Genomic DNA, 20,714 nt, shown 5'->3' with positions numbered 1-20,714 from the left:
ATGACGCCAATTCGCGGGTGCCGCTTGCTCACACCGCCGGCACCCGCTTTTTTCCGCGCTGTTTCAACACGCGCGCCTGCAGCACGATCACGAGTAGCAGGAACACGCCGCGAATCACCGATTGCCAGTACGCGGACAGACTGATGAACCCGAGCCCGTTCTCGAAGTTCAGCAGATTGAACACGAGCCCGAGCAGCAGCACGCCGGCAATCGTCATCACGACGGAACCCTCGCCGCCCGTCAGCAGCGTGCCGCCAAGCACGACCGCCGAAATCGCGAACAGCTCCCAACCGACGCCTTCGTTAGGCTGCCCAGCGCCGAACTGCGCGGCGAGAATCACGCCCGCCATGCCGGCGAGCAGCCCGCTGACCGCATAGGCCATCACCAGCGTGCGGTCGACATTCAGCCCCATCAGCCGCGCGGCCTCTTCGCTACCGCCGATCGCGAGCGAGTGCCGCCCGAAGCGCGTGCTGCGCAGCGCGAGCCAGCCGGCGACCGCGGCGACGAGCGCGACGAGTCCCGGAATCGGCAGCCCGAACAGGTCGCCCTGACCGAAGTTGCCGAAGTTCGAATCGGCCGCGATCGATACCGCGTCGTTCTTGCCGAGCAACAGCGCGACGCCGTGGGCGCCGAGGCTCGTCGCGAGCGTGACGATGAACGGCAGGATCTTGAGCCGCGTGACGATGACGCCGTTCAGCACACCGACCGCGAGCCCGGCCGCGCAACCGGCCAGCACCGCGACCCAGCCGCCGAAGACGCTCGTCAACGCGGCGACCACGCTCGCGAGCGCCGCGACCGTGCCGACCGACAGATCGATGCCGCCCGTGATGATCACGAAGGCCATGCCGATGGAGATCAGCGCGAACATCGAGTTGTAGCGCCAGAACGACGTGATGTTGTACGCCGAGCCGAAGTGGTCGTAGCGCACGAGGCCAAAGACGACGAGCCCCGCGAGTGCGAGCAGGATGGGAAGATTCTTTTTCATCGCATCGAATCCGGAAAGGTTGCCCGCAGATCGTGAAAATGAGCGCCAGCGCCAGAATCAGCGCGAGCGCCGCTGCACGTAAACCGCCGCGACGATGATGCCTGCCTTCACGACGAGCGCGGCGGCATCGGGAATGCCGTGCGCGAGCAGCGTATAGCGCAGCAACTGGATGATCAGCGCGCCGATCAGCGTGCCGCCGATATACGCCTTGCCGCCCGTCAGCGCCGTGCCGCCGACCGCGACCGCCGCGATCGCATCGAGTTCGACGCCAAGCCCCACGACGTTCGCATCCGACGACGAATTCACCGAGATCGAGATCAGCCCCGCGAGGCCCGCGAGCGCCGCGCATAGCGTGTACGCGATCATCTTGACGGTAGCGGTCGGCACGCCGCACAGATACGCGGCTTTTTCGTTGCCGCCGGTGATCAGCAGATGCTGGCCGAACAACGTCTTGCGCACGACCCACGCGAACGCGCCGACCAGCGCGAGCATCAGCAGCACCTGGAACGGCACGCCCGCGACCTTGCCGAGCGCGATCCACTGAAAGGCTGGCGTGTCGAACGCCTGCAGGCTGCCGTCGGTGACGACCTGCGCGATGCCGCGTCCGGCGATGAACAACACCAGCGTCGCGACGATCGGCTGCACCGATAAACGAGTGACGAGCAGGCCGTTGAATACGCCGCATGCGGCCGCCGCGACTACCGGCAGCACGAACGCAAGCCCGATGCCGAGCGGCCCCGCTATGTTGAGGAACAGCATCGGCGCGAGCGCGCCCGAAATCGCCATCGACGCGCCCACCGACAGATCGATGCCGCCCGTCGCGACGACCAGCGTCATGCCGATGCCGACGATCACGATCGTCACGACCTGCGTCATGTTCACGTTGAACGTCTGCAACGACCAGAAGTGCGGCGTGAAGATCAGGTTGAACAGCACCATCGCGAGCAGCACGATCACTTCGCGTTGCATCGCGAGATGGCGCCACTTGTGCACGGTGCTCGCGGACCGTGCGGGCGGGGTATTGGTCGATTGCATCATGGTGGTGTCGGCGCCCGCCGCAGCGGCGCCCGCCGCATCGCTGCGCAGCGAATTCGAACGCAGCTTAAGCGCCATGACGGTCGCCCTCCAACGCGTCTTCGATGTGTGCCGATTGCGCGGCTTGCGCGAGCGCTGATTGGCCCTCGCTGCCGTAGGCGATCGCATCCATGATCGCGGTCTCGCTCATGTCGGCGCCGTTCAGTTCGGCGACCGTGCGGCCGTCGCGGATCACGACCGCGCGATCGGCGACCGCGGTCAACTCTTCGAGTTCGGACGCGGACAGCAGTACCGCGAGCCCTGCGTCGCGCAACTCGCGCACGATCTTCGCGACGTCGGCTTTCGCGCCGACGTCGATGCCGCGCATCGGCTCGTCGAGCAGCAGCAGCGCTGGCTCGGCCGCGAGCCAGCGCGCGAGCAGCACTTTCTGCTGGTTGCCGCCCGATAGCTCGCGGATCGGCTGATCGGCCGATCGCAGCTTGATGCCGAGCGACGCGATGAAGCGATCGACGATCGCCTGCTGCTTCTTCACGTCGACGATGCCGTTTTTCGCGAGCGTGCGCAGACAGACGAGCGTCAGGTTGTCGCGCACCGACAGCTCGGGAATGATGCCTTCGCCCTTGCGGTCTTCGGTCAGGTACGCGAGGCCGCGCGCGATCGCGTCCTGCGGCGACTTCAGCGCGACTTTCTCGCCGCCGATCGACAGCGCGCCTTGTGCCAGCGGATCGGCGCCGAACATCAGCCGCATCGTTTCGGTGCGGCCCGAGCCGAGCAGGCCGGCCAGGCCGACCGCCTCGCCAGCGTGCACGTCGAGCGACACGCCGTTGACCTTCGGCGGCGCGCCGAGCTGCGTCGCGCCGATCACCTGCTTGCCGCGCCTCGCGAGATTCGCTTCGCGCGCGGCCGTGTCGTCTTGCACGACGGCGGCGAGCGAGCGGCCGAGCATCGTCGTGACGAGCTGCAGCTTGTCCATCTCGGCCATCGTGCTTTGCACGACCGTCTGGCCGTCGCGCATCACGGTCACGCGATCGCACAGCGCGTACAGCTCGTCGAGCCGGTGCGAGACGAAAATCACCGCGCGGCCGTCGTCGCGCAGCTTGCGCACGACGGTGAACAGCAGTTCGACTTCGCGCTCGTCGAGCGACGACGTCGATTCGTCCATGATCACCATCTTCGCGTCCGACGACACCGCGCGCGCAAGCGCCACCATTTGCTGGATCGCGGTCGAGTAACGACCGACCGGCTTTTTCACGTCGATCTGCAAACCGAACGAATCGAGCAGCGCGGCCGCGCGCTGCTGCACCGTGCGCCAGTCGATCAGACCGAAGCGGCGCGGCTCGCGGCCGAGAAAGATGTTTTCCGCTACCGAGCGGAACGGCACCAGGTTGATCTCCTGGTAGATCGTGCTGATGCCCGCTTCGCGCGCCTGCTTGGGCGTGCGGAAATCGACCTCGCGGCCTTCGAATCTCACGCTGCCCGAGCCGCGCCGATAGGCGCCGGTCAGGATCTTGATCAGTGTCGATTTGCCGGCGCCGTTCTGGCCGATCAGCGCGTGCACTTCGCCCGCGGCGACGCTCAGGTTCGCGCCGCGCAACGCGGGCACGCCGCCGAAGCTGATGCCGATGTCCTGCATCTCGAGCAGCGGCGAACGGGTAAGGGGGGAGTGTGGCGTCTCTTTGCCAGATTCCGTCACGGGCGTTCTCCTGATGCGGATGCCCTGCTACAACGCGGAAGGGAGTCCCCGGGAAAATGATGCGCCCGGGGCGCTTCCCGATAATTGCGATCAGTAGCCGTACTGCATGTTCTGCTGCACGTTTTCCTTGTCGTAGAAGCGGTCGGACACCTTGATCCAGGTGGGGATCTTTTCACCCTTCGCATAGCGCTGCGCGACGTCGCAGGCGAGCGGGCCAAAGAACGGGCTCGACTGCACGCTCGCGCCGAGTTCGCCGGCCGCGATCGCGTCCATGCCGCCCTTGGTGCCGTCGATCGTGACGATCTGAATGTCCTTGCCCGGCTGCTTGCCGGCCGCCTTGATCGCGGCAATCGCGCCGAGCGCCATTTCGTCGTTGTGCGCGTACACGGCGGTCACGTCGGGATGCGCCTGCAACAGTGTTTCCATCACCTTGCGGCCGGTGTCGCGCGCAAAGTCGCCGCTTTGCGACGCGATGATCGTCATGCCGGGGTGCTTCGCGATGACTTCATCGAAACCCTTCTTGCGATCGTTCGCGGCCGACGCACCCGTCGTGCCTTCGAGCTCGATGATCTTCGCCTTGCCGCCCGTCGCCTTGACGAGCCAGTCGGCGGCGCGGTGACCCTGATCGATGAAGTCCGAGCCGATGAACGTGATGTAGTCGCGGCCAGCCTTCGCCACCGATTGGTCGACGTCGCGGTCGACGAGGATCACCGGAATGCCGGCCTTCTTCGCCTGCAGCACGACCGGCGCGAGCGGCTTCTCTTCACGCGGCGGGAACACCAGCAGATCGACGTGCTGGGCGATCATGCTTTGAATGTCGGAGACCTGTTTGGAGTTGGAGCCGTTGGCGTCGGTCATCACGATCTGCCAGCCGCATTTCGCGGCGATGTCCTTGAAGCTCTTGGTTTCCGCGAGACGCCATGGGTTGTTGCTTTCGGTCTGCGCGAAGCCGACCTTCAGCGGGGTCTTGGTCGGCAACTTCGGCAATGCGTCGTCCGCGTGCGCGGCCGCCGCGCCGACACCGATTGCCAGAGCCAGCAGCGAAGCTGCCAGCGGACGAATCTGCTGCTTGCGCGCGTGCATGCGCGACTGCGTATTGAGCGACGCCATGTCTTCCTCCAGTAACCGGTGACCGGTGACGGTTTATTTGCTTTTCGTGCTGCTCGGGATTGCCTCTGTCCAGCCGGGGGGCCGACGTTGGTTCGCCGGCGAGCGCGCGATTGGCGATGGCCCACCGGCGCGCTGTCTTCCCGACCCGACGTGCCGATTATTCCACTCAAAATTATTATCGGTCAATCACTAATAATATTAACTGTCGCCGGTTTTGCCTCGGTAATTACCCTGACCGAGGTGCGTTCCACCAGCGGTCCGTCGAGCTTGACCGTGCGATGGCGCACCGGCGCGCCGGCCGCGCGGTTGTGCTCTTCCTGCAGCAGCGTTTCGACGGCCCAGCGGCCGAGTTCGTAGTTGGGCAGCACCACCGTCGACAGCGGCGGATGCGTGTGGCGCGCGATTTCCTGGTCGTCGTAGCCGAGCACCGACACGTCCTCGGGCACGCGCAGGCCGAGCTGCTTGAGCGCCTCGATCGCGCCGATCGCGGTCAGGTCGTTGGCGCAGAAGATCGCGGTGGGCGGATTGGCCTCGCGCATCAGCGACAGCGTCAGCTCGAAGCCGAGGCCAGGGCTCCAGTCGCCGTCGCGCACGAGTTCGGCCGCGAAAGGCAGATCGGCGGTCGCGAGCGCGGTGCGGTAGCCCTTCAGGCGGTCTTTCGCGGCGTCCTGCCACGGCTCGCCGTTGATGTAGCCGATGCGCCGGTGGCCGGCCTGCAGCAGGTACTCGGTCGCCAGATGGCCGCCCGCCACCTCGGCCGGCACCACGGACGAGAACGTGCTGTCGCCGGTGTAGCAGTTCAGCAGCACGGTCGGCACCTGCGACAGCGCGGTCGGCGGCGCGACCTTGCGCGTGTAGACGGTCGCGTAGATCACGCCGAACACGTGCGGATTGGTGAGGACCGTGTCGAGTACCTGTTTTTCGATGTCGGCGTTGCCGTGCGTCGAGTAGACCGCGAGCATCTTGCCGCTCGCGTACGCGGCGTCGCGCGCGCCGTCGATGTTGACGACCGGGTGCGGGCTCGTCGAGATTTCGTCGGCCAGATAGACGATCAGGTTGCGCTCGTCGCTCGATGCCGCTACGGGCGCGCGCAGCGACAGCCGGTAGCCGAGGTCGTGCGCGGCCTTCAGCACCTTGTTGCGGGTCGCATCGGAGAATTTCGCGCCGGCCGCGTTGTTGAGCACGAGCGAAACGGTGGATTGCGACACGCCGGTGAGCTTGGCGATGTCGGTCATGGTGGGACGGCGTTGAGTCGATTTTTTCATTGTGCGGGCCGCGCCGAGGCGGCGCTGAAGCGAGGGAATGCCAGCGGCATCATGCTGCTGACGGTACCACTAATAATATGCGCGCAGCAACGCGCGCTAACCCGCCATGTGGGGATGGAGCTTACGGTCCGCTACCGGCCCTTTTTGAACGACGTTATTACTAATAATATTGACCAATGGTGCGGTGTCGTGCGATCCTCGCTCTGGGCGGACTGAGGTGGTCCGCCGGCCGCGGGGTGCGCGGCACGTCAAAGGAGATATGAATGCACGTTGATGCCGCTTTCCGCTCGCGGTTTCGCCTCGTCTGACCATGCGCGACGTTTCCCTGAATCCTGCCCGGCCGCGCGAGGCACATGCCGTGACCCGTTCGGCGACTCAACGCTCATGGCTCGACGATCCCGTGATCGCGGCGCGCCTCGTCACGTTGTCGGCCGGTGCGTTGCGAGCGGTGCTCGCGCCGGACGTTGGCGGCGCGCTCGCGGCGTTCTACGAAGTCACGCCGGAAGGTCCGTTGCACTGGCTGCGGCCGGCGCTGCCGGAAGCGTTCGAAGCGCGCGATCCGCTGCGCATGGCGAGCTTTCCGCTGTTCCCATACTGCAACCGGATTCGCGATGCGCGCTTCGCGTTCGACGGCGCGACGATCGATCTCGCCGGCAACGACCCGCGTTTCGCCCACGCGCTGCATGGCAACGCGTGGCGGCATCCGTGGCGCGTCGGCGCGCGCAGCGAAAGCGCGGTGGACTTGCACTTCGAGCACGAACCGGATGCGAGCGTGACTGGCGACTGGCCGTTTCGCTATCGCGCGCGGCAGCGTATCGAGTTGCGCGGTGGCGCGCTCCACATCACGATGTCCGCGCGGAATCTCGCCGGCCGGCCGATGCCGTTCGGCATGGGCCATCATCCGTACTATCCGCGCACCGCGTCGACGCGCATCCATGCCGACGTGCAGGCGATGTGGCACGCGGACACCGACGTGCTGCCGACGCATCTTGGCCCGCATCCGGCCGTCGACGCGTTGCGCGCGGGCATGTCGCCCGATGCGTTCGATCTCGACAACAACTTTTCAAACTGGTCGCGCGTGGCGACGATCTCGTGGCCTGACGAGCGCCGCAATCTGACGATGCGTGCCGACGCGCCGTTCGATCACCTGGTCGTGTTCGCGCCGGTCAACGATCCGCACCTATGCGTGGAACCGGTCACGAATACGACCGATTGCTTCAACGCGGTTGGTACACAAGAGCACGTCGGTGGCTGCGTATTGCAGCCGGGGGAGGAGATCGAAGCGGCGTTGAGCTGGACGCCGCATCGCGAGTGAGGGGGGACGCGCTTTCCGTTGGCGAAAGCGCAACCAACAGACGCGCTCACTCCAGCCGCAACTTCGCCATATACGGTAAATGATCGGACAGCCACGCGGTCTCCTGCGTCGGCTGGATCCATTCGACCGGCTGCATGTCGCGCACGAACATCTTGTCGAGCGACAGCGCCGGCGAGAAGGCCGGGAACGTGCGCGCCGGTTCGCCGAGCAGCGTCGCGACTTCCTGCAAGCCATGCTCGCGAAAGAGCGGCACCGAGTCGTTGCGCCAATCGTTGAAATCGCCGGCCAGCACGAGCGGACCGTCGGGGGCTTCCTTCGCGATCCAGTGCGCGATCCAGTCCATCTGCCGCAACCGCGCCGGACGCGTCAGCGCGAGATGCGCACAGAGCAACGTGACGAGTCGTCCGCCGAACGTCGCACGCGCGACCAGCAGGCCGCGCTTTTCGAAGCGGTGCGCGGAGATGTCCCAGCGGCCGCCGAGATCGAGCGGATGCGGCGACAGGATCGCATTGCCGTGCCGCCATGACGGCTTGAACACGTTCGGGCCGAGCGCGACTTCGAGTTCGAGCGCGCGCGCGATTTCGGTTGCCTGACAGTGCCATACGTCGGTCAGTGGATCGCCCATCGGCGTGCCGAAACTGCTCGCCAATACCGGCGACGGCATACGCCGCGCCATCGCTTCCTGCAGGAAGTATGCGTCCGCGTGGGTCGATTGAACCCAGCGCTGCATCGCCTGCCAGGCCTGAAAACCGAGCGGTGTGCGGCCCTTGTGCAGGTTCCAGCTCACCGCGACGAAATCGTTCGGCGCGAGATTCTCGCGGATCAGTTCTTCTGGGTTTCGCATGCCGCGTTATCCACGTGTTCTGTTTGAGCGCGTCGGTAAGGCGCGCGGTTCCTGTCAGTTCGGATTGCTGCTGCCGGTCGCGGCGCCATTGCCGCTCATGCCGCCGTTCGTGCCGTTGCCGTTCGCACCGTTGCTCACGACGTTCGCATGCACGCGGTACACGAGGTTCGGATTGTGATCGACGATCGTCCAGCTCGCCCATTGATCCGGCGGCACCACGAGACCCGGGTGGCTCGCGCTCACCTGGCGCGGCTGCGGCGGCAGCTTGCAGCCGATGTCGGTGCGCGCCGCATTGTCGTCCTCGAGCGTTTCCTGTGTGTCGATCGAAAACATCACGCCCTCGGGATCGACGCGCAGCGGCGACACCGTGATCGTGCGTGACAGATCGATGCTGCCGGCCGGCTGGTCCTTGCAGCCGACCTCGTGTTGCACGACCTGGTGATGCGTATCCGTGCGCGCCTGGCCGACGGTGGTGGTGCCGTCGAACGAATCGATCTGCTGGCCATCTTTCACCACCTGCAACTGCCATTGCACGACCTGCTGCGCTGGCTGTTGTTGCGCGTGGGCGAGCAACGAAGCGCCAAGCAGCATGGCCACGATACTGGTTTTCCACATAAAAAGGATCTCCGCTCACGCGTCGCTTGCGTGGGTGCCTCGTAGCAATTAGAGAGCCATCTTACCCCCGATGGCCGCAACGATTTCTGACACGGTCGACGAGGGCCGGTTCAGCAACACTCCATTCAAGATAAGGATGGGATGCCAGCGATCGTTAGCAGCAGAGCCACATGACTGCTGGCTTGCACGCGTTTGTGTCCTCGCTACACTGGACTCGAACCGGCGCTCACAAGGCGCCGCCGCTGCAGAATCAGCCAAACGGGGTGAGCGATGACGACAGCAATGGTCAAACAGGAAATCGCCGTGGCCTCGTTCAGCCGGGTGTATGACCTCGACGAGGTCGAAAGCGCGCTGAACGGTCTCGGCGAGGGCGCGAACGAGGCGCTGCGCGCGACCTACGAAAAGATGCTGAAAACCGGCAATCTGCGATTCTGCGTGAAGCCGAACCGGATGCCGTCGATCGACGATCTGATCAGCGCGCTGCCCAATTTCTCCGCACCGCTCGACGACATCCGCAAGCAGGTCGCGCTGTGCCTCGAAACCGAGGACCGGCTCGAACTGATGCCGATCCTGTTGCTCGGCGAGCCCGGCATCGGCAAGACGCATTTCGCGAAGCAGCTCGCGCGCCTGCTCGGCACCGCGTACCAATACGTCGCGATGAGTTCGCTGACGGCGGGCTGGATTCTGTCGGGCGCGTCGTCGCAATGGAAGAACGCGAAGCCGGGCAAGGTGTTCGATGCACTCGTGAACGGCAGCTACGCGAACCCGGTGATCGCCGTCGACGAAATCGACAAGGCGAGCGGCGATTCGCAATACGATCCGCTCGGCGCGTTGTACGCGCTACTCGAACACGACACCGCCCAGAGCTTCATCGACGAGTTCGCCGAGATACCGATCAACGCGGGCAACGTGATCTGGATCGCGACCGCCAACGACGAACGCGCGATCCCCGAGCCGATCCTGAACCGCATGAACGTCTACGAGATCTCGCCGCCGGACCACGCCGGCGCGCGACGCATCGCGCAGTCGATCTACGACGAGATCCGCGGCGCGCACAACTGGGGCCTGCGCTTTCCGGGGACGCTTGGCGAAGCGACCCTCGATGCGCTCAAGCGGGCGTCGCCGCGCGAGATGCGCCGCGCGATCCTGAACGGCTTCGGCGCGGCGCGCATCGCGGGACGCGACCAGATCGAGCCCGCCGATATCCGCCTCGATTACGGAAACCGGCGAAAACCGATCGGATTTTGAGGTTTTCGGTCGGTTTTTTGCACCCAAACCCCGCTTCTCTGGAATTTGGGGAGCTGTCTCGGCAAATTCGTACAGCCTGCGTGGTGAACACCGCGGCAATTATTGCTATTTTCGATGTGGAGCGCAGAATCGAGCCAGCTTGCGCCGCCATCGTCTGGTCGGCGCGCACGAACGTTTGTCACTTCTGTCTGTACCGAGTCGTACAATTTTCCGTGGTGGTGATAAAAAGACATAAGCAGACCAGCGGACAGATGCGTTCGACAACAAACGGAACGCGGCGGCGAGGTGCCGTACCTGTCTTCCTTCCATCGGCTGAACGAGGCAGCGCGCGGCCCAATGCGCCGCGTCAACGGATATGGATCAGATCGAATGTGTAGTGATCGGCGCCGGCGTGATCGGCCTCGCGACGGCGCGCGCGCTGGCGGCGCGCGGGCGCGAGGTGATCGTGCTGGAGGCCGCCGATGCCATCGGCGTGGGCACGAGTTCACGCAACAGCGAAGTGATTCACGCGGGCATCTACTACCCGCGCGGATCGCTGAAGGCCACGCTGTGCGTGCGCGGCCGCGAAATGCTGTATGACTATTGCGCCGAGCGCAACGTGCCGCATTCGCGCTGCGGCAAGCTGCTCGTCGCCACGTCGCGCAACCAGATTCCGCAGCTCGAAAGCATCATGGCCAAAGGGCGCGACAACGGCGTGCTCGACCTGATGCGCGTCACCGGCGATCAGGCGCAGGCGCTCGAACCGGCGCTTGAATGCGTGGAGGCGGTGTTTTCGCCGCAGACGGGGATCGTCGATAGTCATCAGTACATGCTCGCGCTGCAAGGCGATGCCGAGCGCGACGGCGCCGTGTACGCGTTCCATGCGCCGGTCGAGGCGATCGAGGCTCACAACGGCCGTTTCACCATCGCGGTCGGCGGTGCGGCGCCCACCACGATCAGCGCTGCCTGCGTGATCAACAGCGCGGGTCTGCAGGCGAACGCACTCGCGCGCAAGATTCGCGGACTCGACTCGCGCCACGTGCCGCCGCTCTACTTCGCGCGCGGCAATTACTTCAGCATCTCGGGGCGCGCGCCGTTCAGCCGCCTGATCTATCCGATGCCGAACGAAGCCGGCCTCGGCGTGCATCTGACGCTCGACCTGGGCGGCCAGGTGCGCTTCGGCCCCGACGTCGAATGGGTCGATGCGATCAATTACGACGTCGATCCGCGTCGCGCGGAGGCGTTTTATGCGGCGATTCGCGCGTACTGGCCGGCCTTGCCCGATGGCGCGTTGCAGCCGGCGTACGCCGGTATTCGTCCGAAGTTGTCCGGCCCGGGCGAGCCCGCCGCGGACTTCATGATCCAGGGGCCGGCCGCGCATGGCGTGCGCGGGCTCGTCAATCTGTTCGGCATCGAGTCGCCGGGGTTGACGGCATCGCTTGCGATTGCGCAGCGGGTCTGCGAGCTGAGCGGGCGGCCTTGAGGCCGCGTTTGCACCGTACCGATCCGCGTATCTTTAGCATTTGGAATATCACGGGCGACGGCTACGTTGCTATGCTTGGCGAACGCTGTCATCAGAACGGCGTTGATTCCCATATAAATGGAGTGCGTTCCCCATGAGATCTTCCCGTCGTACGTTTTTGATCACCAGCATCGGTGTGGCATCGACGTTCGCGCTGTCGCGCCAGGCGTTCGCCGACGCGCCGAAAGTCTCCGAAACCGATCCGACCGCGCAGGCGCTTGGCTACAAGGCGGACGCGAGCAAGGTCGACAAGGCGAAATTCGCCAAATACACGCCTGGCGAGCAATGCAGCAACTGCAGCTTCTTCCAGGGCAAGGCGGGCGATGCCTACGGCCTCTGCCCGATGTTCGCGGGCAAGCAGGTCGCGGCCACGGGATGGTGCAGCGCCTATAACAAGAAGGCCTGATCAAGCCTGCGCTTGAGGTGCTTGCAAGCGCGCACGGGATGCGCCGCAATCCCGCGGCGCATGCCGGGCCGGTTTTTCAAAGCTTCATTGCAGTGGACCGCTGGACTTTTAGCGGCGCGCATTCATCAATGGCGGCCGCCTGTCGAACCACGGCCGTGCCGCCTCGAGTTGCGCGGCGAGTCTGAACAGAGTCGCCTCGCCGCCGATACGCGCCGCGAACTGCACGCCGATCGGCAGCCCGCGCGCATTCCAGTACAAAGGCACCGACATCGCCGGCTGGCCGCTCAGGTTGAACAGCTCCGTGCATCCGGCCCACGCGAACGCCTTGTTCGACGCTTCGAACAGCAGTTTCTTCATCAATCGTTCTAGCGGTATCGTGGTGACCGCGCGCATCTGCATGCGCTCGACCGAGCTTGGTCGCATCTCTCCGATCTTGATCGGCGCGGACGCGAGCGTCGCGCACAACAGCACGTCGTAGCGGTTCAGCAGGTCGGTCAGACGCGCGGTGATGCGGCGCTGTTCGTCGAGCGCGGCCGGCAAGCCCTGCTCGCCGAGCTTGCGGCCGACGTGCGCCATCGCCCATGTCGAAATTTCGAACTCGCCGCGCGTTGGCTTGTGGCCGGTGATGCGCTCCGCGTTCAGCACGAGGTCCTCGGCGGTCACCGACCACAGCGTCAGGAACGCATGACGGACCGCCGCGAAATCGACGCCGAGCGACACCGGCTCCAGACGATGGCCGAGTGAGCTCGCGAGTTGCGCGGCGTCGTCGAGCGCGGCGCGTGCATCGGCCGATAACGACGGCGCGAGCATCGGCTCGGTCACGTAGGCGATCGTCAGCGGTTTGCACGGCTCGCGCGTCGCGCCGAGAAAGGTGCCGGGCGCGCCGCTCGGCCGCTCGGCGTTGCCGGCCAGCAGATCGAGCAGCAACGCGCTGTCGCGCACGCTGCGCGACACGGCGTGATCGATGCCGAGTTCGCCGGCGCCGGCCTGCGCCGCGCGCGGCACGCGACCGCGCGAGGGTTTCAGGCCGAACAGTCCACAGCACGACGCCGGAATCCGGATCGAGCCGCCGCCGTCCGACGCATGCGCGAGCGGTACGATGCCGGCAGCGACCGCCGCCGCCGCGCCGCCGCTCGAACCGCCCGGCGTGTGATCGATATTCCACGGATTACGGCACGCGCCAAATAGTTCGGGCTCCGTATAAGGCATCTGGCCGAGTTCGGACGTGCTGGTCTTCGCGAAGATATTCAAACCCGCCGCTTTCGCGAGCGCGACGACCGGCGCATCCTGAGTCGGAATGAAGTGGCGGTAGTGTCGGCTGCCCATTGCCATGGGCAGTCCCGCAACGGGCGCGCCGAGATCCTTGATCAGGAACGGCACGCCGGCGAGCGCGGCGTGGGCGGCGGAGTCGTCCGTTCCGTTCGTGCCGTCGACGGTATTCGCGCGATTCGCGTCTTCGTGCGACGCACGTTGGCGGGCCGCATCGTAGTCCTTCAGAACGATCGCGTTGATCGCGGGATTGACGGCCTCGGTGCGCGAGATCGCGACGTCGATCAATTCGCGCGCGCTGACCTGGCGCGTGCGCACGAGTTCGGCGAGGCCGATGGCGTCATGAGCGAGATAGTCTGATTGCACGTCGGTTGAGCCCTCGCGGTCGGTTGGCATGCTGCGTCGAATTCGTGGCCGGCCATGCACGCGCGACTGGGGCGTTTCGCTCGGCATCGCGTTGCCCCGCTCGGGCGTCGCACATGTGAAAAGACGCCGTGTCGGCCGACACGCCGTCTTGCACAGAGTACCCGAGTTGAGCGCCAACGTGACTCATGTGAATTCGAGTGCGCACTTCAAATGCGCGAGCGTGCGATCACATGCGCAACGCGGCAGGGCCGACTGAATGCCGGAACCGCGGATTACATCCGCTCGCCGAGGAACGTCAGCGTGCGGCCATGCGCCAATGCCGACGCGTGCTGGTTGTACGAGGCACGCTCCGAGCAGTTGAAACCGTGATCGGCGTTCGGGTAGATGTTGAATTGCACGTCGGCGCGACCCGCGAAGCGCTCCTGAATCTGGCCGATGTCCGACGGCAGAATATGCGCGTCGAGCTCGCCGTAGTGGAACTGCATCGGCACCTTGATGTTCGCGGCTTTGTCGAGATGGTTATGGATGCCGCCGCCGTAGTAGGCGACAGCGGCGTCGACCGAACCGGCCGCCGCGGCGAGATAGGCGAGACGGCCGCCGAAGCAGTAGCCGATCGCGGCGATCTTGCCGGTCACTTCCGGCAGCGCGCGCAAGGCGGCCGCAGCGGCGCCGAGGTCGGCGACCGCGTCGTCGACCTTGGTTTTCTGCATCAGCTCGATGCCCTTTTCGCGATCCTTGCCGTCATACGTCAATTCGACGCGCGGCTGCACGCGCCAGAACACGTCCGGGGCGAGCGCGACATAGCCGTCCTGCGCGTACTGATCCGCGACCGAGCGGATATGGCCGTTCACGCCGAAGATTTCCTGAATGATGATGACGGCCGGTCCCTTGCCGCCCTTCGGCAGCGCGAGGTAGCCGCCGAAACTGTCGTTGCCGGCGGGGATGTCGATCCATCGGGAAGTCGTGCTCATGCTGTTCTCCATTGACTCGCGCGACCGCCGCGCGAGGTCGGTGTGTACGAAACGCTCAAGGCCACGAGGCCCTGCAACGGGCGCTTAGTTTGCCATCAAAAGAACCGCCTTGCAGCGAGGCGGGACGAGGCCTCGCGGGTGCTGCGGCGTGCTTCGATTCTCGTCAGGCGATTGAAACGATCTCGATAATTCATTTCTCCGCGATGGCGCGTCTCGGTACAGTCAGCGCGTGATGGCTCGCGCGTGTCAGCGCATCTCGCGAACATGTTGGCGAGCGCATGAATCAGCACATCGACGGCTTTGCGCCGGAAGGAAACGAACATGAATGAAGGCGGTTTCGTGACGCCGTTCGCCGAGCACTTCCAGATGCGGGTACCCGTCGTGCAGGCGCCGATGGCCGGCGGCGCGACGACGCCGGCGCTCGTCGCGGCGGTATCCAATGCGGGCGGACTTGGTTTTCTCGCGGGGGCGGCGCTCGCAGCCGAGAAGATCGCGAGCGAGGTCGCGGCGATTCGCGCGCTGACCGATCGCCCGTTCGGCGTGAATCTGTTCGTGCTCGATCCGGTCTCGCCCGATGAAGCCACCGTGCGCCGCGCGCTCGACGCAATCGATCCGCTGCGGGCCGATCTCGGCTTACCGCCGGGACAGCCGCTCGCACGCTATGCGCCTGACTTTCGCGCGCAACTGGAAACGCTGATCGAATTGCGGGTGCCGGTCGCCGGCTTTACGTTCGGACTGCTAGCAGCGGACGACGTCGAGCGTTTGCACGCGAGCGGCAGCTATGTAGTTGGGACTGCGACGCATGTTGAAGAAGGCATCGCGTGGCGCGATGCGGGCGCCGATGCCGTCGCCGCGCAAGGCGCGGAGGCGGGCGCGCATCGCGGCACGTTCATCGGCGCCTTCGAAGATGCGCTGGTCGGCACGATGGCGCTCGTGCCGCAACTGGTCGACGCGACCGGGCTGCCGGTGCTCGCGGCCGGCGGCATCATGGACGGTCGAGGCATCGTCGCGGCACTCGCGCTGGGCGCGCAAGCCGCGGTGATGGGCACCGCGTTTCTGACCACCCGCGAGAGCGCGATCCCCGAGGTATGGAAAACCCGCGTGCGCGGCATGGCAGATACCTCGACCACGGTGACGCGCGCGATCACGGGCCGCCACGCGCGCGGCATCCGCAATCCGTTGATACAACGTTTGCGCGAATCGGCGGACAGCATCGCGCCGTATCCGGTACAAAACGCGTTGACGCAGGAGCTGCGGCAAAACGCGGCGCGTGCGCAGAACGGCGATTACCTGTCGTTGTGGGCGGGGCAGGGTGCGCCGCTTGGCCACACGCGCGCCGAAGCAATCGGCGCGATCGAACTGATGGCGCAGCTCGAGCAGGAATGGCAGGCGGCCTCCGTGCGAATCGCCGCGTTCTTGCGTTGATTGCATGGCCGATTTAAGGCTGATTTAAGTTGTTTACCGCACTCACAATCCTGTGCGGCACGCCACATTTTTGAGTTGAAAAACCCTTCGAATCATATGTGACAGAAGCCGGAAAATGGCTAAATCCGCGCCCGCGGAGAAACTTACCAATTAGCGGAAACCCGCATGGGCTGGGGTTTTCCGGCCCGCTCGCCCAAGCCACGAGCGGTTCGCCCGGGAACTGCGCTATTAGTGTTGTTCCCACTTTCTCAAAAAATTCCCGCAAATTAATTTGATGGCCTACACTTGCGCGCAAGTACGGTTTGCCAACTGTCACAAACAGTCCGGTAAACGTACTGGCCAAGTGCATGAACGATGCAACCGGCGTGGTCGTCCACGGGACTGAGCGACACGTGTAGGGGAAGCGGGGCACAGGGCGATTACGTTGTTTTGACCGAAACTGGAGACTTACATGAACATCAAGATTCAAAAGCTGTTGCCGATCAGCGCTGCGGCGGTGCTGTTCGCGACGTTGGCAACATCGGCCGCGGCCGACACGGTCGTGAAGATCGGTCACGTCGCGCCGTTGACTGGCGGTATCGCTCACCTGGGTAAGGACAACGAAAACGGCGCGCGCCTCGCCATTGAGGAAATCAACGCGAAGGGTCTGACGATCGGCGGCCAGAAGATCACGCTGCAACTCGACGCGCAGGACGACGCGGCCGACCCCCGCACGGCCACGCAGGTTGCGCAGAAGCTCGTCGACGACAAGGTCGTCGCCGTGGTCGGCCACCTGAACTCGGGCACCTCGATCCCGGCATCGAAGATCTATAGCGATGCGGGCATCGTGCAGATCTCGCCGTCGGCAACGAACCCGGCCTACACGCAGCAAGGCTTCAAGACGACCTACCGCGTCGTCGCGACCGACGCGCAGCAAGGCCCGGCACTCGCGAACTACGCGGCGAAGGGCATGAAGGTGAAGAGCGTCGCGATCGTCGACGACTCGACCGCTTACGGCCAGGGTCTCGCGAACGAATTCGAGAAGACGGCGAAGTCGCTCGGTATGAACGTCGTGTCGCACGACGCGACGAACGACAAGGCCGTCGACTTCCGCGCGATTCTGACGAAGATCAAGGGTGAAAATCCCGACGCGATCATGTACGGCGGCATGGACGCGACCGGCGGCCCGTTCGCCAAGCAGGCGAAGCAGCTCGGCCTGCGCGCGAAGGTGCTGGCAGGTGACGGCGTGTGTACCGACAAGCTGTCGGACCTGGCCGGCGACGCAACCGACAACATCGTCTGCTCGGAAGCCGGCATGGCGCTCGAAAAGATGGCGGGCGGCAAGGCGTTCGAAACGAAGTACGAGAAGCGCTTCGGCCAGCCGATCCAGATTTACGCGCCGTTCACGTATGACGCGGTGTACATCATCGTCGACGCGATGAAGCGCGCTAACTCGACCGATCCGGCGAAGATCCTGGCAGCGATGCCGACGACCGACTACAAGGGCGTGATCGGCGAAACGACGTTCGACTCGAAGGGCGACCTGCAGCACGGCGTGATCTCGCTCTACAACTACAAGCAAGGCAAGAAGACGCTGCTCGACGTCGTGAAGATGTAAATTCGGTGTGGTCGAAGGCGGCGTCGGGCCGCACTTCGATTTACCGCTAAAGAGGCACGTGGGCCGTCAGGCTTGCGTGCCTCTTCTTTTTGGCGTTGCGTTTGCGTCAGATCTTCAAACGCCGCAGCACCTTCGGCCCGACGAGCGCGATCATCGCGGCGCACACGGCGACGACCGACAGCCCGATCGTCAGATTGGTCACCTGCGCGACCGCACCGATGATCACCGGTCCGAGCAGCAACCCGAAATAGGCCAGCCCCGCGACGTGCGCGAGCCCCTCGGCCGCGTGGATGCCCTTCACGCTCGCGGCCGCCGCGAATAGCACCGGCATCATGTTTGCGAGGCCCAGGCCGATCAGCGCAAAGCCGGCGAGCGCGGCCACCGGATTCGGCAGCAGCAGCGCGTCGACCATCCCGGCGCAGGCGAGCGCCGCACTGATCATCACGAGTTGCGGCGCGCCGAAGCGGGCGCGCACCGCGTCGCCGGCAAAACGCGCTGCCGCCATGCCGCCGGAAAACGCCGCGTAGGCGGCGCTGGCGAGCGCGGGCGTCGAGAGCACGACATCGCGCATATAGACCGTGGCCCAGTCGTACATCGCGCCTTCGGCGATCAGCGCGACCAGCGCCATCGTGCCGAGCGCCCACAACGCCGGCGAGCGCCAGCGGCTCGCGCGCGGCGTCGCGGCATCGGGATGCTCGGCGTGCGGCACGTGCGGCAGCACCGACGGGCACGCGAGCACCAGCACGAGCGCGCTGGCCGCCGCGGCGAGCGCGAGATGCACAGCCGGCGCCATGCCGCGCGACAGCAGCGCCCCGCCCACCGCCGCGCCGAACATGCCGCCAAGGCTGAACATTCCATGCAGCGACGACATGATCGGCTTGCCGAGCGCCTTTTCGACGGCGCTCGCTTCGGCGTTCATCGCGACGTCGAGCGTGGCCATGCCGGCGCCGAAGACGGCCAGCACGATCAGCAGGATCCAGTACGCCGGCACGACGAGGATCAGCGCGGCGCAGGCGGCCATCGCGAGGCCGCCGGTCAGGCAGGCGCGGCGCGTGCCGACCCGCGCGATCCACGACGCATTGGTCACCATCGCGCCGATCGATCCGCCCGCCACCGCGAACAACGCGAACGACAGCATCGCCGGATTCAGATGGAAGCGGTCGCGCACCGTCGGCACGTGCACGCCCCACGACGCGTACATCATGCCGGCGATGAAAAATACCGCCATCGTGGCAATGCGTGCGCGTTGCCGTGCGGTGACGGACAGATTGCGATGCGCGGCGGGCAGGACGGCGAATTCGGAGGATTGGTGATCGGGCACGGAGGTCTCGAGGCGAAGTGCGCGAGAAAGCGCATTGAAAGCGGATCTTCGATTCTATCGAAGCGTGGTGGCGAATGCTTGGAGCCGTGGGATCGGGCGCATACGATTGATAGGCTGGGGATGCAACCTGGCGGTATTGCCGGCTGTCATGCCATGGCACGCCGCAGTTGGTTTTTGCATTGCCGTGCGCGGCGGCTTTTCTGCCGCTCACCGCTTTCCGTTCATTCCTGATTCAACGAGGAACCCTCAGTTGAACATTCCGGCTCACGCTCCGCTGCATCTGCTGCACACGGCCACGATCGGCACGCTCGCCACGCACGCTCGCCAGCCCGAGGGCTTTCCGTATCCGTCGGTGCTGCCGTTCGCGCCGGACGCGCGGCATCGTCCGACGATCCTCGTGAGCCGGCTCGCGGAGCACACGCACAACCTGCACACCGATCCGCGCGCCGGTTTTCTGGCCGTCGACGCACCCGACGGCGACGTGCTGGGCGGCCAGCGCGTCACGCTGCTTGGCCGCTTCGAGCCGGTCGGCTCGAGCCCGGAACTGGCGCGGCGCTACCTGCGCTATCACCCGGACGCGGAGCGCTACCTGATGCTGGGCGATTTCACGTTCTGGATCATGGAGGTCCAGCGGCTGCGCTACATCGGCGGCTTTGGCGCGATGGGCTGGCTCGATGGCGCCGAACTCGATCCGCTGCCGCCGCTTGCAGTCAGCGAGGAGGACGCGCTGATCGCGGAATTCGGTCACCGGCTGAGTGGCGCGGGCGGCGTCGAATTGCTGGGTGTCGACCGTTATGGCGCCGATCTGAAACGCAACGGCGTGCGCCACCGTTTCGCATTCGATGGCGCCCGGTCCGATACCGGGACATTGCACGCCGCGCTCGAAGTCTGCATCGAGCGGCATGCGGATTAAGTATTTATCGTTTATCGAGAAAACGCGCATGCGCCAGTCGCGACGAACGGGTCTGGTCTTTGTCTCAATAGTGCGCGGCTTATCCAAGTCAAAGCTTTCATGCCGTGAAATGTTCGATGTGCAATGGACCGCTCAAGTCTCATTTCCTGATAGTTAAATCGTGTAAATATGCAGATGAGTGGACTTTTTCAGCGACATGCGAAATCAGGATTTGAAAGGCCGTAGTCCGACCCAAAAGCAGCGCAGGAAACTTTTTGAAACGAATTTGAATTAATTTTTCCCGGTTACTTATCCAGCCTTTCTATTTTGTGTTAATCTCGCCGTCAAATTCCGAGGCATGAAACCTTCAAAGGCGAGTCGGCAAAAGACCGGCGGTCATTTATCCATACCACAAGGGAACCTATGTCTTCTTACAAGGAACTGCTCGCACAGCGCGAGAAGCTCGAAAAGCAGATTGAAGAAGCGAAGTCGCGCGAATACGCGGAAGTCTTGAATGAAATCAAGCAGAAGATGGCGGATTACGGCATTTCGCTGAGCGAACTCGGCGGCGGCCGCGCACCGAAAGGCGCTAAAGCGAGCCGGCCGCGCGCAGGCGTCGCGCCTAAATATCGCGATCCGGAAAGCGGCAGCACGTGGTCCGGTCGCGGCAAGCCGCCGCGCTGGATTGCGGGTCTTGATCGCGAAAAGTTTCTGATCCAGAAGTAATCACGATCAGGCGGGCAGTGAGGGTTGGCCGCACGTAGTACGAATAGCGGCAATCCACCGCGTTTATAGCCTGCTGCAGAATCTGAAAAAGCCGCGCACCGTTCAGGGCGCGGTTTTCGTCATTTGCGGC

The 20,714-nt window shown here is 64.8% G+C and carries 18 protein-coding genes; 8 read left to right on the top strand and 10 right to left on the bottom strand.

Going from position 1 to position 20,714, the window contains the following annotated elements:
* Window positions 1-28 precede the first annotated feature (28 nt).
* From OKW30_RS17805 to OKW30_RS17785, 5 genes are all read right to left on the bottom strand, one after another.
* Window positions 29-985, bottom strand: coding sequence for an ABC transporter permease (locus tag OKW30_RS17805; RefSeq protein WP_184068833.1), 957 nt, complete (start codon window positions 983-985; stop codon window positions 29-31).
* Between the two features lie 57 nt (window positions 986-1,042).
* Window positions 1,043-2,023: an ABC transporter permease gene (locus OKW30_RS17800; protein WP_409340036.1), complete on the bottom strand. Its 981-nt coding sequence runs from the start codon at window positions 2,021-2,023 to the stop codon at window positions 1,043-1,045.
* 64 nt (window positions 2,024-2,087) lie between these two features.
* On the bottom strand, window positions 2,088-3,653 hold the full coding sequence (locus OKW30_RS17795) for a sugar ABC transporter ATP-binding protein (protein ID WP_429347768.1): 1,566 nt from the start codon (window positions 3,651-3,653) through the stop codon (window positions 2,088-2,090).
* A 150-nt stretch (window positions 3,654-3,803) separates the two neighbouring features.
* Window positions 3,804-4,823: an ABC transporter substrate-binding protein gene (locus OKW30_RS17790; RefSeq protein WP_184068824.1), complete on the bottom strand. Its 1,020-nt coding sequence runs from the start codon at window positions 4,821-4,823 to the stop codon at window positions 3,804-3,806.
* Between the two features lie 182 nt (window positions 4,824-5,005).
* The gene (locus tag OKW30_RS17785; RefSeq protein ID WP_429347265.1) at window positions 5,006-6,058 is read right to left on the bottom strand and encodes a LacI family DNA-binding transcriptional regulator; all 1,053 of its coding nucleotides are present in this window, start codon (window positions 6,056-6,058) and stop codon (window positions 5,006-5,008) included.
* Window positions 6,059-6,398: 340 nt separating this feature from the next.
* On the opposite strand from OKW30_RS17785, the gene OKW30_RS17780 reads away from it, so the two are divergent.
* Complete coding sequence (locus tag OKW30_RS17780; RefSeq protein WP_429347264.1) at window positions 6,399-7,403, top strand: aldose 1-epimerase; 1,005 nt, start codon at window positions 6,399-6,401, stop codon at window positions 7,401-7,403.
* Between the two features lie 46 nt (window positions 7,404-7,449).
* Here the strand turns inward: OKW30_RS17780 and OKW30_RS17775 are convergent, their stop codons facing one another.
* Window positions 7,450-8,247: an endonuclease/exonuclease/phosphatase family protein gene (locus OKW30_RS17775; protein WP_090802649.1), complete on the bottom strand. Its 798-nt coding sequence runs from the start codon at window positions 8,245-8,247 to the stop codon at window positions 7,450-7,452.
* 54 nt (window positions 8,248-8,301) lie between these two features.
* A complete protein-coding gene (locus tag OKW30_RS17770; RefSeq protein WP_184068812.1) occupies window positions 8,302-8,862 on the bottom strand; it encodes a hypothetical protein in 561 nt (186 codons plus the stop codon).
* A 270-nt stretch (window positions 8,863-9,132) separates the two neighbouring features.
* Here OKW30_RS17770 and OKW30_RS17765 point away from each other — a divergent pair, with 270 nt between their 5' ends.
* The 3 genes from OKW30_RS17765 to OKW30_RS17755 all read left to right on the top strand — a co-directional run bounded on the left by OKW30_RS17765 (window position 9,133) and on the right by OKW30_RS17755 (window position 12,017).
* On the top strand, window positions 9,133-10,110 hold the full coding sequence (locus OKW30_RS17765; protein ID WP_187628379.1) for an AAA family ATPase: 978 nt from the start codon (window positions 9,133-9,135) through the stop codon (window positions 10,108-10,110).
* A 355-nt stretch (window positions 10,111-10,465) separates the two neighbouring features.
* Window positions 10,466-11,572, top strand: coding sequence for an NAD(P)/FAD-dependent oxidoreductase (locus tag OKW30_RS17760; RefSeq protein ID WP_429347263.1), 1,107 nt, complete (start codon window positions 10,466-10,468; stop codon window positions 11,570-11,572).
* 133 nt (window positions 11,573-11,705) lie between these two features.
* Window positions 11,706-12,017 carry a high-potential iron-sulfur protein gene (locus OKW30_RS17755; protein ID WP_184026020.1) on the top strand — a complete coding sequence of 104 codons (312 nt, stop codon included), beginning with the start codon at window positions 11,706-11,708 and terminating at the stop codon, window positions 12,015-12,017.
* A 108-nt stretch (window positions 12,018-12,125) separates the two neighbouring features.
* On the opposite strand, the gene OKW30_RS17750 is transcribed toward OKW30_RS17755, so the two are convergent.
* The gene (locus OKW30_RS17750; RefSeq protein WP_429347262.1) at window positions 12,126-13,682 is read right to left on the bottom strand and encodes an amidase; all 1,557 of its coding nucleotides are present in this window, start codon (window positions 13,680-13,682) and stop codon (window positions 12,126-12,128) included.
* A 242-nt stretch (window positions 13,683-13,924) separates the two neighbouring features.
* Window positions 13,925-14,623, bottom strand: a complete 699-nt coding sequence (locus OKW30_RS17745; RefSeq protein WP_018419150.1) for a dienelactone hydrolase family protein — start codon at window positions 14,621-14,623, stop codon at window positions 13,925-13,927.
* A gap of 321 nt (window positions 14,624-14,944) precedes the next feature.
* Between OKW30_RS17745 and OKW30_RS17740 the strand changes: the two genes are divergently transcribed.
* Together OKW30_RS17740 and OKW30_RS17735 are read left to right on the top strand one after the other, a co-directional pair.
* Window positions 14,945-16,048, top strand: coding sequence for an NAD(P)H-dependent flavin oxidoreductase (locus OKW30_RS17740; protein WP_429347261.1), 1,104 nt, complete (start codon window positions 14,945-14,947; stop codon window positions 16,046-16,048).
* Between the two features lie 451 nt (window positions 16,049-16,499).
* Window positions 16,500-17,645 carry a branched-chain amino acid ABC transporter substrate-binding protein gene (locus OKW30_RS17735; RefSeq protein WP_184026037.1) on the top strand — a complete coding sequence of 382 codons (1,146 nt, stop codon included), beginning with the start codon at window positions 16,500-16,502 and terminating at the stop codon, window positions 17,643-17,645.
* Window positions 17,646-17,751: 106 nt separating this feature from the next.
* Here OKW30_RS17735 and OKW30_RS17730 read toward each other — a convergent pair whose 3' ends face one another.
* On the bottom strand, window positions 17,752-18,966 hold the full coding sequence (locus OKW30_RS17730; protein WP_184068803.1) for an MFS transporter: 1,215 nt from the start codon (window positions 18,964-18,966) through the stop codon (window positions 17,752-17,754).
* 250 nt (window positions 18,967-19,216) lie between these two features.
* Between OKW30_RS17730 and OKW30_RS17725 the strand changes: the two genes are divergently transcribed.
* Both OKW30_RS17725 and OKW30_RS17720 read left to right on the top strand, forming a co-directional pair.
* Window positions 19,217-19,879, top strand: coding sequence for a HugZ family protein (locus tag OKW30_RS17725; protein WP_429347260.1), 663 nt, complete (start codon window positions 19,217-19,219; stop codon window positions 19,877-19,879).
* A 402-nt stretch (window positions 19,880-20,281) separates the two neighbouring features.
* Entirely contained in the window at window positions 20,282-20,584 is a 303-nt protein-coding gene (locus tag OKW30_RS17720) for an H-NS family nucleoid-associated regulatory protein (protein WP_008921239.1), read from the top strand.
* Window positions 20,585-20,714: the final 130 nt, after the last annotated feature.

This window comes from Paraburkholderia sp. Clong3 (assembly GCF_050436485.1).
Lineage (GTDB): Bacteria > Pseudomonadota > Gammaproteobacteria > Burkholderiales > Burkholderiaceae > Paraburkholderia > Paraburkholderia tuberum.
Note: the sequence above shows the minus strand (reverse complement) of the source record. Positions and strands in the feature narration are given on the sequence as shown.